The 17,304-nt window shown below is 61.2% G+C and carries 16 protein-coding genes; 4 read left to right on the top strand and 12 right to left on the bottom strand.

Annotation, left to right across the window (positions count from 1 at the left end):
- Positions 1-50 precede the first annotated feature (50 nt).
- Together Q8M42_RS12120 and Q8M42_RS12115 are read right to left on the bottom strand one after the other, a co-directional pair.
- Positions 51-1,160, bottom strand: a complete 1,110-nt coding sequence (locus Q8M42_RS12120) for a DegT/DnrJ/EryC1/StrS aminotransferase family protein (RefSeq protein WP_304870006.1) — start codon at positions 1,158-1,160, stop codon at positions 51-53.
- 1 nt (position 1,161) lies between these two features.
- Positions 1,162-1,626 carry an acyltransferase gene (locus tag Q8M42_RS12115; protein WP_304870008.1) on the bottom strand — a complete coding sequence of 155 codons (465 nt, stop codon included), beginning with the start codon at positions 1,624-1,626 and terminating at the stop codon, positions 1,162-1,164.
- 128 nt (positions 1,627-1,754) lie between these two features.
- Between Q8M42_RS12115 and Q8M42_RS12110 the strand changes: the two genes are divergently transcribed.
- Genes Q8M42_RS12110 through Q8M42_RS12095 form a run of 4 tightly spaced genes read left to right on the top strand, consistent with a single transcriptional unit; the run spans position 1,755 to position 4,628 of the window.
- Positions 1,755-2,819, top strand: a complete 1,065-nt coding sequence (locus Q8M42_RS12110) for a CDP-glycerol glycerophosphotransferase family protein (RefSeq protein ID WP_304870010.1) — start codon at positions 1,755-1,757, stop codon at positions 2,817-2,819.
- On the top strand, positions 2,819-3,340 hold the full coding sequence (locus Q8M42_RS12105) for an adenylyl-sulfate kinase (protein WP_304870012.1): 522 nt from the start codon (positions 2,819-2,821) through the stop codon (positions 3,338-3,340). Before Q8M42_RS12110 ends, Q8M42_RS12105 begins: the two co-directional genes overlap by 1 nt.
- Positions 3,337-3,912 carry a hypothetical protein gene (locus Q8M42_RS12100; protein ID WP_304870014.1) on the top strand — a complete coding sequence of 192 codons (576 nt, stop codon included), beginning with the start codon at positions 3,337-3,339 and terminating at the stop codon, positions 3,910-3,912. Before Q8M42_RS12105 ends, Q8M42_RS12100 begins: the two co-directional genes overlap by 4 nt.
- Positions 3,909-4,628 carry a formyltransferase family protein gene (locus Q8M42_RS12095; RefSeq protein ID WP_304870016.1) on the top strand — a complete coding sequence of 240 codons (720 nt, stop codon included), beginning with the start codon at positions 3,909-3,911 and terminating at the stop codon, positions 4,626-4,628. Before Q8M42_RS12100 ends, Q8M42_RS12095 begins: the two co-directional genes overlap by 4 nt.
- Before the next feature lie 15 nt (positions 4,629-4,643).
- Here the strand turns inward: Q8M42_RS12095 and Q8M42_RS12090 are convergent, their stop codons facing one another.
- The 10 genes from Q8M42_RS12090 to flgG all read right to left on the bottom strand — a co-directional run bounded on the left by Q8M42_RS12090 (position 4,644) and on the right by flgG (position 17,288).
- Positions 4,644-5,846: a bifunctional 2-polyprenyl-6-hydroxyphenol methylase/3-demethylubiquinol 3-O-methyltransferase UbiG gene (locus Q8M42_RS12090; RefSeq protein ID WP_304870018.1), complete on the bottom strand. Its 1,203-nt coding sequence runs from the start codon at positions 5,844-5,846 to the stop codon at positions 4,644-4,646.
- 17 nt (positions 5,847-5,863) lie between these two features.
- The gene (locus Q8M42_RS12085; protein WP_304870020.1) at positions 5,864-6,604 is read right to left on the bottom strand and encodes a phosphocholine cytidylyltransferase family protein; all 741 of its coding nucleotides are present in this window, start codon (positions 6,602-6,604) and stop codon (positions 5,864-5,866) included.
- Positions 6,605-6,611: 7 nt separating this feature from the next.
- Positions 6,612-7,214, bottom strand: coding sequence for a gamma-glutamyl-gamma-aminobutyrate hydrolase family protein (locus tag Q8M42_RS12080; protein WP_304870022.1), 603 nt, complete (start codon positions 7,212-7,214; stop codon positions 6,612-6,614).
- Positions 7,211-9,538, bottom strand: a complete 2,328-nt coding sequence (locus Q8M42_RS12075; protein ID WP_304870024.1) for a PEP-utilizing enzyme — start codon at positions 9,536-9,538, stop codon at positions 7,211-7,213. Before Q8M42_RS12075 ends, Q8M42_RS12080 begins: the two co-directional genes overlap by 4 nt.
- 67 nt (positions 9,539-9,605) lie before the next feature.
- On the bottom strand, positions 9,606-11,285 hold the full coding sequence (locus Q8M42_RS12070; RefSeq protein WP_304870026.1) for a flagellar hook-associated protein 3: 1,680 nt from the start codon (positions 11,283-11,285) through the stop codon (positions 9,606-9,608).
- Positions 11,286-11,315: 30 nt separating this feature from the next.
- A complete protein-coding gene (gene flgK / locus Q8M42_RS12065) occupies positions 11,316-13,355 on the bottom strand; it encodes a flagellar hook-associated protein FlgK (RefSeq protein ID WP_304870028.1) in 2,040 nt (679 codons plus the stop codon).
- A gap of 6 nt (positions 13,356-13,361) precedes the next feature.
- Positions 13,362-14,534, bottom strand: a complete 1,173-nt coding sequence (flgJ, locus tag Q8M42_RS12060) for a flagellar assembly peptidoglycan hydrolase FlgJ (RefSeq protein ID WP_304870030.1) — start codon at positions 14,532-14,534, stop codon at positions 13,362-13,364.
- A 12-nt stretch (positions 14,535-14,546) separates the two neighbouring features.
- Positions 14,547-15,650, bottom strand: coding sequence for a flagellar basal body P-ring protein FlgI (locus Q8M42_RS12055; RefSeq protein WP_304870032.1), 1,104 nt, complete (start codon positions 15,648-15,650; stop codon positions 14,547-14,549).
- An 11-nt stretch (positions 15,651-15,661) separates the two neighbouring features.
- Positions 15,662-16,381, bottom strand: coding sequence for a flagellar basal body L-ring protein FlgH (gene flgH / locus Q8M42_RS12050; protein WP_304870034.1), 720 nt, complete (start codon positions 16,379-16,381; stop codon positions 15,662-15,664).
- Positions 16,382-16,502: 121 nt separating this feature from the next.
- Positions 16,503-17,288, bottom strand: a complete 786-nt coding sequence (gene flgG / locus Q8M42_RS12045; protein WP_304870036.1) for a flagellar basal-body rod protein FlgG — start codon at positions 17,286-17,288, stop codon at positions 16,503-16,505.
- Positions 17,289-17,304: the final 16 nt, after the last annotated feature.

Raw genomic sequence — 17,304 nt, 5'->3', positions numbered from 1 at the left:
TGATTGATAGGGTGTTGTAGCTCCGAAGCAAAACTCGAACCACCTTCTCTTCAGACGCTGAAAGCGTTGCATGCCTCGATGGTCTGCTCGACCCACTCGTCCGCCATCCCCGGGTATAGCGGCAAGCTGAGCACCTCGCCAGCCAGGCATCGCGAGAGTGGCAGATCCAGATCGGCGAACTCGGCGTAGGCCGCCTGGCGATGGATGGGGATCGGATAGTGGATCAGACTCGGCACGCCATTGCGTTCGAGATGAGCCTGTAAGGCCTCTCGCTGTTCGCAACGCAGGACGAACTGGTGCCAGACATGGCTGCCGGGCACCTGCGGAGCCTGAGGCAAATGCAGGTGCGAATTGTCGATCCCAGCCAGGTAACGCGCTGCCAGGTCACGTCGCGCCTGGGCATCGTCGGCCAGGCGCACCAATTTCACCCGCAACAGCGCGGCCTGCAACTCGTCCAGGCGCGAGTTGACGCCCTGCAGTTCGTGCACGTACTTGCGGCTGGAGCCGTAGTTGCGCAGCTTACGCACCTGTTCGGCCAGCGCATCGTCGCTGGTGGTCAATGCACCGGCATCGCCAAGCGCGCCGAGGTTCTTCACCGGGAAGAAGCTGAAGCCCGCCGCATCGCCGAGAGCGCCAGCCGCCCCCCCCTGGGCGTCTACCGCACCATGTGCCTGAGCCGCATCCTCAATCAGTAACAGACCGTGCTGATCAGCTATCGCACGCAGGCGCTGCATGTCGGCCAGACGCCCGTATAGATGTACGGCGATGACCGCACGTGTGCGCGGACTAATGGCGGCCTCCACAGCGGCTGGATCAATGTTGAACGTGTCCACATGGGGCTCCACCAACACCGGAGTGAGCCCAGCTTCGCTGACAGCCAGCGCAGTGGCGATGAAGCTGTTGTCAGGCAGGATCACCTCGTCACCCTCCACCAGACGCCCCAGCTGCCGATAGCCTCGCAGGATCAGGGTCAGCGCATCCAAGCCGTTACCCACGCCGATGGCATGCGTCACTCCGCAGGCAGCCGCGTACTCGGCCTCGAATGCGGCGACCTCGGCGCCGAGCACATACCAGCCGGAGCGCAACACCCGCTGAAACGCCTCGGTCAATGCCGCTTCATCGCGCCGGTTGATCCCGGCCAGATCAAGAAAAGGAAACATGTCACTCATCCAGGTAACGCACGATACGTGCAGGGTTGCCAACCACCAGCGCGCGCGCGGGGACGTCGCGGGTCACCACCGCGCCGGCGCCGACCATGGCACCAGCGCCGATGGTCAGGCCGGGCAGGATGACAGCCGCGGCACCAATGGAGGCCCCGCGCTCGATCACGGTCTGCGAGAAGCTTTCGGGGTATTGTTTGGAGCGCGGCAGTCGGTCGTTGGTGAAGGTGGCATTGGGGCCGATGAAGACATCGTCGCCGACACGCAGACCATCCCACAGATACACGCCGCATTTCACCGTAACCCGATCACCAAGCATCACATCGTTCTCGATGAAACAGTGGGCGTTGATATTGCAGTCACGACCGATGCTCGCCTGCGCGAGGATCACCACGAACTGCCAGACAGAGGTGCCCTCGCCGATCGATTGGCTTTTGACGTCCGCGGACGGATGGATCGATGCCATGTATGCACTGCCTTTGGGAGAAGTTTCGAGCGTAGCAAGCCTAGCCTAAGGCGTCACGGAAGAAGCGTCTCAACCACCGGTTAATTTCCAGTAACATGGCGCATTGGTAATCGCCAGGACTGGACGGCATGGCTAGAGAACTCGAACGCTTCGGTTTCCTGATTCACAACCCTGAGATGTTCAATCACTATCACGCGGTCTGGCAGCATCTGCCGGCAGGCAGTGTGGAGATCGCCGTCACCGGCAAGACGCAGCAGGACATCGACGCAGTGGTCGCCGGTTGCCAGCAGCACCGGCTACCGTGGCGCGACGCTCGCGAAATGCTCGCCAACAAGGAACGCTACACCACCTTGGTGTCAAACTTCCCACAGCATTACCTGCGTGGCCCCGACTCGCCCTACCTGCCCAAGTCCATTGGCCGTTACAACCTAAGGTTCATGTACGCCAACGGCAAGGCCGGCTGGAACTTCCAGCCCTGGAACCAGGTGTACGACAGCATCCTCTGTTTCGGCCCCTATCAGGCTGAGCATCTGGAGTTCTGCCACGACACGTTGAAGATTCAGATGGGCTACCCGCGCTTCGATCGTTTCTTCAATCAGCCGCTGGATTGCCCTGCGCGGCTGACCGAGCTGCAGCTCGACCCCGGCCGCCAGACCGTGGTGTGGCTGCCGACATGGAGCACGCTAAGTTCGATAGACCTGTTCGCCGCTGCCGTCGCACGTCTACAGGCGCGCTACAACGTGATCGTCAAACCACACCCGATCACCATCACCGAAGAGCCAGCGCGTATGCGCGAGCTGGAGCGCTTTGCCTGCGTGATCCGCGAACACATCGACAACGTCGAACTGTTCCAGCTTGCCGACTTCCTGCTGTGCGACTACGGCGGCTCTGCCTTCGGCGGCATCTACACTGATCGCAACGTGCTGCTGCTCGACCTACCCAATGCCGAGGCCGACCCGTTGATGGGTGAGGACTCTTCGGACATCTGGCTGCGCAAGTACCTGCCGCACCTTGGCGCCCAGCACAGCGGCCGTCTCGAAGAGTTGCTGGAGGATGCCCGCCTGTGGGAGGCCCAGCGGCCGATCCGCAAGACCCTCAGCCAGTACTACTTCGCGCCATTCTACGGTTATGCAGGCCAGGTCGCCGCCGTGGCAATCGCCAACAGCGCCCGTTCCCTGGCAGGGAGAGGCTGATGGTCATCTGGCTGATCGGCCTGTCCGGTTCGGGCAAGACCACGCTCGGACGCGAAATAACCCGCCAATGGAAGCTGCAGACGCCCAATACCCTGCTGGTGGATGGCGACGAAGTTCGGCGCATCTTCCGCCAGGACACCCAGGCTGCGGACTACAGCCTGGCTGGGCGACGCCTCAACGCCGAGCGCATCTTCGAACTGTGCACCTGGCTCGATGCGCAGGAAATCAACGTGGTGTGCAGCATCCTGTCGGTCTTTCCGGATCTGCGCGAGCTGAACCGTACGCGCTTTCGCCACTACTACGAGGTCTACCTCAATCCACCCATGCAGACGCTGGTCGAACGCGACACCAAGGGGCTCTACCGCAAGGCGCTGGCCGGCGAGATGAGCGACATGGTGGGCGTGGACATTCCCTTCCCGCCCCCCACCGCAGCCGATCTGGAAATCGATACCAGCCATTCGGCCGACATCGCCGAACTGGCACGTGACATCCTCCAACGGGCACAGGGATCGGTGGCATGAGCGATATCGACTACGCCTATAGCCAGGGTGATCGGCTCGAAGAACGCAACACCTACTTCTACAGCCAGTACCACGGCGCGGCCTTCTTCCCGGCCTGGCGCGCGAGCCGTCAGGCAGCACTGGAGGAGTTACCGTCAGCGCGCGTGGTACCGTTACCGGTAGCCCCCAAACACGGCGCAAAAACTCAGGATACAGCCGAGTTGCTGGCCGAACTGCTGCATGCGGCCGCGGATGCGCCCGGCAAGCGGCGTCTGGCCGAACGCCTGCTACAACGCTTCGAAGTCAGCAAGCGCCTGCATCGTCGCTACGATAGCGATTTCAAGGCCGTCGCCGACAGCGGCTATGACGACCTGAATCTCTACCTGCAATTCGCCGCACTGTGCCTACATCAGGCCAAACAGCCTGGCGCCCTGCCCTTCCTCAATGGCCTGCTCAAGGTCATCGATAGCCTGATCTCGATCCACCCGCGCCTGACCCCGGCCCAGGGCGCTCAACTCGCCTGGCTAATCGCCGCCGAGCAGGACTGGGTCACTCGTATTGCCACGCAGGCCAACGTGAAGATCGCCCCATGACCCACCTCGACGACGTTCTGCTGATCGCGGCACACAGCGCACGCAGCCAGGCCTACGTGCAGACCCTGGCCGCCCACGGGCTGATGCCATCCCATGCGTTGCTGCTCGGCGAGACGGCGCCAGCCTGCACGGCACCGAGCGAGCCGGCCCGCGAGCTGATGGGGGTTCTGCTGCCGGATCTGGGTATCCCCCTCAGCCGCACCCTGGCCGACTGCGCTGTACCGGTCACTTATCTGGAAACGCGCGACATCAACGATCAGCAGGTCATCGAAGCCGTGCGTGAACGGGCGCCGCGCCTGGTGATCTTCTCCGGCTATGGCGGGCAGATCGTCAAGCCGCCACTGATCGAGCTGGGCATACCGCTGCTGCACGTACACAGCGGCTGGCTACCCGAATACCGTGGCAGCACGACCGTCTACTACAGCCTGCTGGAGGAAGGTACTTGCGCCGCCAGCGCCATCCTGCTCGACACCCACATCGACACCGGCCCGGTACTCGCCCGCAAGCGCTATCCGGCGCCGCCGCTGGGCACCGACATCGACCGCCGCTACGACACGGCGATCCGCGCCGACCTGCTGCTGGAGGTGCTGCGTGGCTATCAGGCCAGCGGCGAGTTGGCGGTGGTACTGCAGCAAGATGCCGAACAGGGCAACACCTATTACGTCATCCATCCGGTGCTCAAGCACCTTGCGCTGCTGAGCCTGCCCGAGGCCTGAACCTGACTGACCGGTTCAGGCGAACGGCTCGCCCTGATAGCTGTATAGCTGGCGAGCTTGCGGGAGGTTCATGCAGCGCTGAACGCAAGGGATCACCTCTGGACGTCGACGCAGCACGACAAACAACTTGTCGATGTCCTGACTGGGCACGAATGCCCGCGTCATCTTGGAGTCCTGCAGTTCGAAGTAACGCTCCATGATGTCGAACTTGCGGTCCAGGTCACCGTCATCGCCTGCCGCGCCAGTGCCTGCGCCGAACACATTGTGACTCTCGAACAGCAGCCAGCCATCGTCCTGCGTCAAACACCAGAGTTTGGCCACGAAGTTCTCGAACTCGACGGCCAGGTTTCCGTCGATGGTGCAGTGGTTAGCGAACGAGAGAACCACGTCATAGCGCCGGTTCGGCCTCCAGCTGCTGAAATCTGCGACCTGGAAATTCACATTGTGCTGGCCCAGCGCTTCAGCGGTGATACGGCCGATCTCGACGAGAAAGGGGTTGTATTCCACCGCGTCGACGAGACCCGCCCGGCAGGCCAGTTCGATGGCCATAAAACCGTTGTTGCAGCCGATCTCCAGTACGCTCATTCCCTCGTTCAGCCAGGGCATAAAAGCGTAGCCGTCCAGGCGCTCCTCGGTCGGTTTGACGCCGGCGATGCCGATTCGGGCATAGCCCTGGTAGGCGTATCCGCCGCAGTAGGGTTTGCCCCATTGCTTGTTCTGCATATCCAGCAAAGCGAAAACGCGATCAACCAGATCGATGCGCTCGGGCGCAACCAGTTGCGTCACCAATAGGTCACGCCAGGTGTAGTAGCGCGCCAGGAAGGCAAAGGGGGTACCGGCGTTCGGGTTGCCGCTTCTGAGGTAAGCAAGTAGGCGGTGCATCAGGGTGTCGTGCTGCTCGGCATCCCCCTGCTCCAGCACCCACTGAGCACTGTCGTTCTCCGTCTGCACGCGGACATCCGGCACCCAAAGCCGTTCCTGCAAGCGTTGCAGGAGCTGGCGCATTTCCGGATGCTGCACACAGGCGTCAGGCCAGAGCGCCTCTAGGTACACAGGGTTGAGCAGCACTCTCAGGCACAGCTGTTCCCAGAGCGAGTCGGCTTCCTGCGCTTCCATCGTCCTCAAGCGCTCCAGCGCCTGCTGCTCCAGAGGATCGGCAGGACGGGGAAAACGCTTGAGAATGGCCAACACCGTGTCGATGGGGAAACATAGTGGCATGAAGGCAGCTCCAGAACTCAGGGGGCAATTGCAGCGAGAGGCATAATCCGATGATAGAGCGCCAGGTCGTCGGCGGCGTCCACCTCCCCCCACGGCCCTTGCACCGGCGACACGGCAATCGGCATACCGGCCTGCAAAAGCAGCCGCAGCAGGCTGGTCATGTCCAGGCGATCCACCGCGTCGTCACCGAGTCGCTGCAGCAACTCACGCACCTGTGTCCAGCCGCCCGGAGTGAACTTGAGCAGGCCCATGTACTGCCCCTCGATCTCGGCGACGCTTTGGCAGCGCTCGCCAATAGTCGCCAGATTGCCATTGGCATCCAGACGAAAACTCTCAGCATCGGCCAGCGGATCCGCGAAACGCTGCGACCACAGCGCATACCAGTGCGGGTCGTAGGCAATCGCCAAGCCCGCCTCCACCCGGCTAAGCGCGGCCACGGTGGCGGCGCTGTAGAAGATGTCGCTGTAACTGACGATGCACGCCTCCGTTGCTAGCCAAGCGTCGGCGGCCAGCAGCGTGCGCACCATATTGCTCTGTTGCCAGCGCGGGTTCTCGAAATAGGTTAACGGCTCGTCGAAGCATTCGCCGCGATAGCCTCGCACCAGGCCCAGGCGCTCGATTCCAGCGCCACGCAGCGCGCCCAGCTGCCAGTCCAGCAGGCGGCGACCGTGCAGGCGGGCGAAACACTTAGGCTGCTCGGCGGTTAGCTCGCCCATGCGACTGCCGCGCCCGGCGGCAAGGATGATGGCTCGTGTCATGTAACGCTCATTCCTTGTTCAGACAGCGATTCAGAAGCAGACCATCCAGCTCGGCGAAAGGCATTTCCCGCTCGGGGTGCCACATCACGCCAAGCAGCGGCAGTTGCGGGTGAAAGAAGGCCTCGATTACGCCATCCTCGCTGCATGCCAGCACTTCCAGTGGCGCGATCAGCGAACGGCAGCCCCATTGGTGGTAGCTGTTGACCTCCACCTTGCGACCGTCGATCACCAAGCGGTGACGCGTACCAACATGCCCAGCCATCTGTTCGAGACGATTGCCAAAGGCATCAAGCAGCAGTTGCGCCCCACGGCACAGGGCAAACAGCGGCACCCGCTCGGCCATGGCTCGCGCCAGCAACGCACGTTCGACAGCGTCACGCTCCGGAGCATCGCCACCGTACTCGGCAAGATCGTTGCCGCCGCTGAGCACCACCGCGCAGGGCTTCAACTGCGTCCACAAGGCATTCACTCGTTCAGGGCGATTGGGCACCGGCACCGGTAACAGTCCATGGCTCGCCAACCAGTCCGGCAAGCGCTGATCCAGCGCATCACGCCGCTCGCCCCGGTCGGCCAGCACATCTACGCGCTGGCTGACCAGCACCACCCTCACCGCAACACCTCGACGCGCCGGTTGGCGCAGTCGATGTTGAGCATCTGCGCCGCAGCCCACTTGCGGTAGAGCACCTCTCCTGCCCCGATCACGGCCGGCAGACCGAGTTCGTTGGCGCGGATGGCCATGTGCGAATTGGTGCCGCCATAGGCGGTAATAAAGCCGGCGATAGAGTGGGAGAAGATCCAATCGAACCCAGGATCGGCGCTGGGGATCATGACGATAGCGCCCTGCAGCTGATCGCGCTGGTGGTAGTCCATCACCGCGCCGGTCACCTGACGCTGGGTGATGAAGTTCGGCTCGGCCTGCGGCAGGTGGAAACAGAAAGCGTCCTCGGCGCTGGTGATCAGCGGCGGCAGCACGATCTGGCAGGTTTCGCCGTAACGCCGGCGCCCTTCCTCGATACTGGCGGCGATCAGCTCCCTGGGGTCGGCACTGGCAGCATGCAGTTCCTTGATCACCTGGATGTTGGCGTAGGACATGTCCTCGGCGCTGAACCCCAGGTCATGGCCCAGCTCACGGAACAGTGACAGCGCATCGGACAGGTTGCGCGTGAACACGAATTTGGCGTATTCGCGCAACTCGATACCGGCCTGAAGAAAATCAAACAGCCCCACCACGTCGTGGGACAGCCCATGCTCGCTGAGCAGGCGACTGATCTCGCGCATCTGTGCCAGCGATAGAGCGAAACGGGTGCTGTCGTGACGCGTCTCGACCGCCAGGTTGTGCCAATCGAAATAGAGATCGGGAGCCTCGTCGTAGCGCGGCGACAGGATGTCGTAGGTACCCGGTCGCAGGTGACCGTAGCGGGCCAGGAAGGTGGTGCGATCCAGCTGCGCCAGATCCTGAGTCATCTGCCCGCTGACCGTGGACAGGCCATTGAGAAAGGCATCGTATTCGCTCTGGTCGAGCACGCCCACGGTGACCAGCGAGCGCAGCAGTTGCACAGCAATGAAACCGGCCCGCGCCAAGCCTGCGAACGGTAGCGTGCCATAGCGACGGCAGTCTTCCAACAGCCAGTAGATGCGCGTAACCGGATCGGTATCGGCACCGAGTATCTCGTCGCGCCTGGCCAGCAACACGTCGAGCTTCTGCCGGTCAGTGCGCCACAGACCGGTTTCGTTGTGCACGATACGGTTGGTCAACTCGCGCAGGCTGTCGCCCAGGCGTCGGCACTCGGCCTCAGTAAAACCGGCGTCCTGCAGCGCCTGCAGGCGCTGCGGAAGATCCAGCGTGTAGCAGGAGAAGACGATCTCGAACTCGACCTTGTCATGCAGATTGGGCGCGGCCAACAGGCGCTCGATGTAGTAATTGACCAGTTTGTCGGCGAGGGCTCCGTCGATGTCGCGCGGTATGAAGGAGTTGAAGCTGACGCGCACGTCGATGTAAGGCAGCCCATGGAAATGCAGCATCAGCGGGAAGCTGCGCAGATTGCGGTAGCCATAGTTGTTGCGCTGGTAGGCCCAGATCATGTCGGTGACCAATTCGCGGTACAGCGACAGCGCCAACGGCCGCGGTCGCACACCGATGATTTCGGCTGGGTTCCAGTCCGGCATCACCCCGAATACGGTGCGCTCACCATGTAGAAAGGGCTGTGGACGAATGCCTTGGGCAATACGGTCATGGATCAGGCGAACCAGCTTGCCATGCGCCTGGGCATCGGCCGGTTCGGCGCCGAGCACCAGCGGCCTCACCTGCAGTAGATACAGCCGTGCCTGCGCATCCACGGCAAATTCGATGTCCATGGCCTGCCGCCCGAACAGCGCCTGCAATTCGCGCAACAGCGCCACCACGGGCGCCAGCGAAGACGGCAGCTCACTGGCAGCATGATGTGCATAAAAGGTGCGCAGCTCGTTGGAGCGCCCGGAGGTCACGGCATCGGTGCGCCCACTGCTCTCGTCGTAGTTGATCACGAAATACGGCGCCAAGGTGGCCGGGTCGAGGCCAAAACCGACACCAGCCATACGTACATCGCCGACCATAGGTTGAACGAAGACCTGATCGTGCTCACTGGCGCCCAGCCCGCCCATCGACTCGAGCACCTGCTCGATGGCCGCAGGCAAGCCGTCGGAGTCGACGTTCAGGCAGGAGTCGAACGCGCCGGCCGCCGAAGACAGTTCGCCGTCCTCACGGCTGCTGCTGCTGCGCACCGCCATGCTGGCCCAGCCTTGCGAGAGCACCTCGGCTAGGCAGGCGTCAGCCCTCTCGCGCCACTGCGCGACACTGAAGAGCACCTGCGGTAGCACGCAGGCGCTGTGCAGACGACCATCGAGCAGAGCGAGTGAACCCGCCTTGGTAGAAAAAGCCAGAATCTGTTCGGTCATGCGCTGCCATATCCCTGATGAGTAGAACGTGCCCTGGTGCCGCGACGAGCGGCCTAGTGGCTGCGGCTCAACGCAACTGATTGAACAAATTCAACCCGGCGATCTTCACATAACTCTGCTGCGCAGCCTCCAGAATGATGGTCTGAAATGACAAGCGTGACAGCGCTTCGGCGTAATCCAGTTCGCGCAGGTCTGCTTGTACGGCCTTGTTGACCAAGGTGACATCTTCATTATCGATTTCGGTGGTTTCAATCAGGTTCATCCGTGCACCGATCTCCGTCTGCACTTCCAGCACCTTGCCCATCCCGCTGTCCAGGTTAGTCAAGGCAATCGCCACCTCGTTACGCACACCCAGGTTACCGGCCGGTGAGGTCGGCGAAGACTCCAGCGCCTGGCGCAAACGGCTGATGGTGTTGAGGATGCTGCGCTGTTCCTGAAACTGTGGCTGCAGGCCGAACTCGTCACCACCGGCAACCGCCGCTGGAGCGGACAGGGTGAAATCAGCACCGAACACGCTGAAGGTTGCCGGATAAGGTCCAGCCACCGTACCGGTAGCGAGTACCGGGCTACCCGGCCCAACCGGCTGGGAGTAGACCTCATAGTTCGTGTCGTCGGTAAAGCGCAGGACAACCCCGGATGTCGGAAACTGGCTGTCAAAGGTTGCCTGGTTACTGATACCTGCCGGAGCAACAATTGCAGCCGAATTGTTGGTTGATGAGCGGTTGACGGCAAAGTCCGTCGGCGCCGACTGCAGGGTGAAACTATGGGTATTGATGCCCGGGGTTCCCGGCGTGGCGGTATTGGCCAGCAGGTTGTCCAGATCCAGCTCGTTGTCCCCAGGCTGCAACACCACATCCAACTGGAAACGCATGCCGCGAAAATTGATGGTATTGCCACCACTAGCCAGGGGGTCAATCAGACCGCCACCGGGAATTTCCGAGGTCACATCGGCGCCAGCGCTGTCATAGATGCGAAACTCTTTGCCGCTCACAAAGGCTAGCGAATAGGGCTCACCCGCACGAAAGCTGCTGTTGAATGCCTGATTATCCTGCACCAGACCAGGCGACATAAACACGCGCTGATCTGCTGTCGGCAGCGCCGGAATGTTGGTGGCCGGTAACGGCGGCGTCGGTAAGGCGGCGTTATTAACGCCCAGCGCATTGATAATCCGATTGGCATTGCTTACATCTTCAAACAGGCGCTTGCCGTTATCGTTGATCGCCACGCTACTTGAGCCCGCTACCTGCAAGCTGCGCTGGCCCTCATCGCCCTGATAGGAATAGCTACCATCGGGATTACGCAAGAACGGTTCGGTTTTACCGAGAAAGCCACTGAACAGGTACTCGCCACGGGCGTTGCGGCTGTTCATCAGATTGAGCAGTTCGCCCTCGCGCTCGCCCAACTCCTTGGCAATCGACTTACGATCATCGGCTGACAGCGCACCGCCGCCGGCCTGTACCGCCAGCTCGCGAATGCGCTGCAGCACGTTGACCACCGATTTGATGGTGGTTTCTTCCTGGGTCAGACTGTTCTTCGCAGCCGTGAGGTTTTCCTTGTACTGGCCCAGCAGCGCCTGCTGCTGTTCGAGTTGCAGCAGGCGTACCGAGGCCACCGGGTCATCGGCCGGAGTCAGAATACGGTTACCGCTGCTGATCTGCTCCTGGGTGCGGATCAGGTTGGCATAGTTGCGCCCAAGGCCACTGACACCGTTATTGAAGGCCTGGATCGAAGAGATGCGCATCACCATAAAACTAACCTCGAAGTTCTAGACGGCGCGTCAGAACGTGTTAATCAGTGTATCGAACAGGCTGCGGGCAACTTGAATGATCTGCGCCGACGCCTGGTAGTACTGCTCGAACTGAATCAGTTTGGCCGCTTCTTCATCGAGGTTGACCGCCGATACCGAGTCACGGTTATTGGTGGCCTGCTTGAGAATAGCGCCAGTGGCCTCGCCATCGACCCGCGCCTGACTGGTCAGGGTGCCCACCCGCTCCACCAAATCGCCGTAAGCATCGGTAAAGCTTGAGCCGGTAGTAGCAGGCGCCAGTGGATTGATGCCAATCGTCGCGCGATTCTGCAGATCAATCAGCTTTAAGGCGTTGCGGTTATCAGACACCCCATTGGTGTTGAAAGAAACCGAAAAATTATCGCCACCCTGCGGCCGACCACTAATGGTCACCTCGTAATCGAAGGGCACCGGTACTGCAGGCGGGCCAACCGTAGCGGGCACAGTGATGGTCAGCTTGTTGTTCTGCCCAGGTACGATGACCCCGGTATCAATCACGTTGCCGTTGATATCGACGACGTCATAACCCTGAGTGGCACCCCCGCCGGCGCCCATGACGATGCGCAGCGGCGGCGCGTTGCGCAGGCTGGTTTCCAGATCGGCCTGGGCGACTGGATCGTAGATGTCGATCTCGGTTTTAAGGGTCGGCTGACTGATCACCCCAGTGCCGATATTCGCCGGACTGGTTTGCGATTTCAGCGGTGCGGCAAAGGCCAGCTCTTCAGGCCGTTTCATATCCGCGCGGATGTTCTGCCCGGCGTTGCGCGTCGGCATGATGCGGAAGCGGTCACCGGCGGCAAAGGTGCCGCTGGCCACATTCAGCGAAACGCCATCGAATTCCGCCGCCGGCAGTGCCGTAATATCGAACGGGCCAAAGCTGGTGCCATCACTGACGCGCCGTACGGTGTAATCCGTGGCGTTGGTGAATTCCACTTCATAGTCGCTGGTGGTCAGCTGGGTGGTGTCCTTGATCAGCACATTGAGGTTGGCCGTGGTATCGCTGTTACCGACACGCGCCAGGCTGCGCTGGCCAATCAGAATGGGATCATTGAGGTCACGAAACAGGCCATTACCAAACTGACCATTGAGGTCCAGGCCCTGGCCCAGCTGGCGGTTGACCTGATCGGTAACCGACAGCGCCAAACGGCCGACGGCATTCAAGGTGGTGTCCAGCACATCCTCGCGGTAGCGGATCAGCCCGCCCATTTCGCCGCCGGTAATCAGTGAGGTAATGCCTTGGCGCGAATTGCCGCTGACAAACTGCACTTCGCTGCGCAGTGGGTCGGACAAGCCGGGCACCACCTCCAGACGCGAGGCCTGGCTGCCGACCACCAAGGGCTGGCCGGAGCCGACAAACAGGTTGTAGCTGTTGTCATCCTGCGCCACCACCGTCACACCGATAAAGGTCGACAGCTTGCGCACTGCTTCTTCACGAGCGTCGAGCAGATCGTTGGGTTGCTGACCGTTGGAGGCGGCCACGGCGATGGCATCGTTGTAGCCGGCAATCGAGGTGGCCAGCTGATTGACCTGATCGGTCACCGCCGACAGCTGCTTGTTGATAAAGGCGTTCTGTTCGTACAAGCGGTCGTACACGGTATTGAAGCGCTTGGCCAAGCCCTCGGCTTCGGACAACGCCAACTGCCGTGCCGGAATATTGGCAGGGTCTTCGGCAGCGGTTTGCAGCGCAGCAAAAACCTTCTGCAACCCCGGATTGATCCCGGTGGTGCTACCAGCCAGCAGCGAGTCAAGCTGGTTGATCTGACTGAGGTAGGACTGCACATCACTGTTGAGCGCGGTACTGCTGCGCACCTGGGTATTGAGAAATTCGTTATAGATGCGCCGCACATCGACCAGGGTGGTGCCCGAACCGATATAGCCGGCACCGCTAAATTGCGGAATGCGCGTGGCCTGGATCGTCTCCTGGCGCGAGAAACCCGGCGTATTGACGTTGACGATGTTATGGCCAGTCACCGCCAGCGAGGTCTTGTTCGCCGACAGCCCGGAGAGGCCAATACTGAGTAGGTCAGCCATGTTTCATCATCCGTTGGTGGACGGCGTACTGACGGCCGCGACTGTTTGATAGGTCTGCATCTGCCGCGCTATCTGAGCGATCTTGCGGGCGTACTGCGGGTCCGTGGCGTAGCCGGCTTTCTGCAACTCACGGGCGAACTGCTCGGGTTTGTCGGTACTGGCCAAGGCTTTCTCGTAGCGGCCATTGCCCTGCAGGAAGCTCACAAAATCGTTAAAACTGTGCTCGAAGGAGTCATAGGCGCGGAACGAGGCCGCTTCCTTGACCGCCTTGCCACCCTTGAACTCGGTGGTCAGTACCCGCGCCGAGTCGCCTTCCCAGCTGTTGTGGGTCTTGATGCCGAACAGATTGTGGCTGCTGGTGCCATCCTGCTGACGAATAATTGACTTGCCCCAACCGGTTTCCAGCGCGGCCTGGGCCACCAGATAACGCGGGTCGACACCAATCTTCTCGGCAGCCTTCTCGGCCATCGGCAACATGGCGGCAATAAATTCATCCTTCGAGCCGAACGCGGCTTTGCCCGGCGCCAGTGGCGGCTGGGCAATGCGCCGACCGGTGATCGCGTCCATGCCGTTGAGCCCCAGCGCAGTATCGGCGGGTGCGGCAAAGGCCTTGGCCGGAATCCAGTCGTTCTGCGCCAATGGCTGACCATCAGCGGCTGTAGCCGACGGCACGATGCCAGCCAGCAAACGGTCCGTTAGCTTGCCCGGCAGAGACAGACGGCGCTGGTTGATCAGCGAGGTGTCGTCACGCGCGCTGTCGACCTTGGCCAGTGGCTTGCTCGGCGCATTCGGCACCGGCTCATTGACCTGAGCAAATGGATTGGGCCGGCTATCCGCCTGTTTCATCTTCGACATCTGCCGCACCAGCACGTCGGCCAGGCCGATGCCGTTCTGGTGATTGGACAGCGTCACCGACAGCTGCTGATCGTGCATGTCCTGGTAGGTTTTGCTCTCGTTGCTGTTCATGAAGTTGCCTTCACCGAACGCTTCGTTGGCCGAGCGCATGGCCTTGAGCATTTCATTGAGGAATAGCGACTCAAACTCCTGAGCCACTTTCTTGATGTTCTTTTCGCTGTCGCCGCCGACCTTGAACTGGTTGAGACGATTGAGATCGTTATAGGCACCACTGTCGACGGTGCTGGTGCCGCCGAGCAAACCGGCTGAAAGGCGAGAGTCCATGGCGCAGCCCTCTTAGATAACGATCAGATCAGCCTGCAGAGCGCCGGCTTGTTTCAGCGCCTCCAGGATGGCCATAAGGTCGGAAGGCGAAGCGCCCACCTGATTCACCGCGCGGACGATTTCATCCAGCGTGGTCCCGGGGCCGAACTTGAACATCGGCTTGGCTTCTTCATCCGCATTCACCTTGGAGCGAGGCACCACGGCAGTTTGGCCGCCAGACAATGCTTCCGGCTGGCTGACAATCGGATCTTCGGTAATGGTTACGGTCAGGCTGCCGTGGGTGACTGCAGCAGGCTGCACGCGCACGTTCTGGCCAATCACGATGGTGCCGGTGCGTGAGTTGATGATGACCTTGGCCACGGCCTGACCAATCTCGACCTCGAGGTTTTCCAGAATCGACAGGTAGTCCACCCGCTGATTAGGGTCGAGCGGCGCACTGACGCGAATCGAGCCGCCATCCACTGCCTGCGCCACACCTGGGCCGAGCAGTTCGTTGATGTGGTCGACGATATTCTTCGCCGTGGTGAAATCCGGACGGTTAAGGTTGAGCGTCAGGGTGTTGCCCTGATCGAAACCGCTTGGCACTGGCCGCTCGACCGTCGCACCACCAGGAATGCGACCAGCCGACGGCACGTTGACGGTAATCCGCGAGCCGTCGCCGCCTTCGGCGTCAAAACCGCCGACCACCAGGTTGCCCTGGGCAATGGCGTAAACGTTGCCGTCGATACCCTTGAGCGGTGTCATCAGCAGGCTGCCGCCACGCAGGCTCTTGGCGTTACCGATGGAGGACACAGTGATGTCGATGGTCTGCCCGGGCTTGGCGAACGCCGGCAAGTCGGCATGGATCGACACCGCGGCAACGTTCTTCAGCTGCACGTTGCCGCCCTGCGGCACCTTGATGCCGAACTGCGCCATCATGTTGTTGAAGGTCTGCACGGTGAAAGGCGTCTGGGTGGTCTGGTCGCCACTGCCACTAAGCCCCACCACCAGGCCGTAGCCGATCAACTGGTTACTGCGCACGCCCTGGATGCTGGCCAGATCCTTAAGCCGCTCGGCCTGAGCCAGAGAAGCCAGCAACAAAGCGCTAGCGGCGATCAGGTATTTGCTAAGCGTCATGCTGGCCATCCTCAGAACGGCCACATTGGGCTAAGAAAGAACCGGCTCATCCAGCCCGGCTGAGAGGCATCGGCAAAGGCGCCGGTACCCGAGTAGGTGATACGCGCATCGGCAATCCGGGTCGAAGACACGGTGTTATCAGTGGCAATGTCATCGGCCCGTACCAGGCCGGCAATGCGCACCAGCTCATCGCCGGTATTGAGGGTCATCCACTTTTCCCCGCGCACCAGCAAAATACCGTTGGGCATCACCTCGGCGACCGATACGGTAATCGAGCCGGTCAAGCTGTTGCTCTGCCCGGCAGCGCCAGAGCCATCCGCTGAACGAGTGGCATCAAAACTGGCATCCAGACCCAGGGTGTCGTTGGTCATGCCCAAAGCGCTAAGGCCAGCCAGGGGGTTTTTCGGGGCTGCAGTCATACCGAACAGGTTAGGCACACCCAGGTTGGCCGAGCTGTCTTTGCTGATCTTGCTGTTGCTGTTCTTGCTGGCCTGGGTGCGCTCATTCAGGGTGATGGTAATGATGTCGCCCACGCGATAGGCCTTGCGGTCACCGAACAAGCCATTGTCGAAGCCGGCCTGATAGATAGAGCCATTGTTCTGCGCCGCTGGCAGCGGTGTGCGCGGCATCACAGGCGCGTAATAGGGATCATCCGGCTTAGCCGCGGGCGCCATGCAGCCACTCAAAGCCAGGGGGCCAAGCAGTGCACTTATGATTATCAGCCGGTTCATATCTACTACCTCATGCGTTGCCTGGGGCGGTGTGTAACCTGAGCCACCAGCACCCGTTCAAGCGATTCCTTGCTGTATCCAAAGCCCGACCAGACGCTGCGCGACTAACCGGCCCTACCTATCAAAGATTCTGCGAAATAAAGCCGAGCATCTGGTCAGCGGTGGAAATGACCTTGGAGTTCATTTCATAGGCGCGCTGAGTGGTGATCATGTTCACCAGTTCCTCGACCACGCTGACGTTGGAGTTTTCCAGGGTGTTCTGCAGCGTGGTGCCCAGGCCGTTCAGGCCAGGCGTACCAACCTGCGGCGCGCCGCTGGAGGCGGTCTCCAGAAACAGGTTGTTGCCGATCGCTTCCAGACCCGCCGGGTTGATGAAGTCAGAGATCTGCAGGTTGCCAATAATTTGCGGTTGCGGATTGCCGGCGGTGGTCACCGACACAGTGCCGTCTTCACCCACGGTAAAGGTGCGTACCTCGTTGGGCAGCACGATGGCGGGCTCCAGCGCATAGCCGTTGGAGGTCACCACCTGGCCATCGGAATTGAGGTGGAAGCTGCCGTCGCGGCTATAGGACACGGTGCCGTCAGGCAGCAACACCTGGAAGAAGCCCCGGCCGTTGATCGCCATATCCAGCGGTTGCTCAGTAGTTTGCAGGCTACCGGCAGTAAAGATCTTCTGCGTACCCACCACCCGCACACCGGTACCCAGCTGCAGGCCAGACGGCAGCTGGCTGTCCTGGCTGGACTGGCCACCTGGCTGACGACGAATCTGATACAGCAGATCCTCGAACTCGGCGCGGTCACGCTTAAAGCCGGTGGTCGAAACGTTGGCCAGGTTGTTGGAAATGGTGGTCAGGTTCATGTCCTGAGCGGACAGACCCGTCTTGCTGACCCACAGTGCCGGAAGCATATCGATTCTCCTCGGG

The sequence above is a fragment of the Pseudomonas sp. genome (assembly GCF_030684895.1).
GTDB lineage: Bacteria > Pseudomonadota > Gammaproteobacteria > Pseudomonadales > Pseudomonadaceae > Aquipseudomonas.
This window is presented reverse-complemented; position numbering and strand designations above follow the sequence as displayed.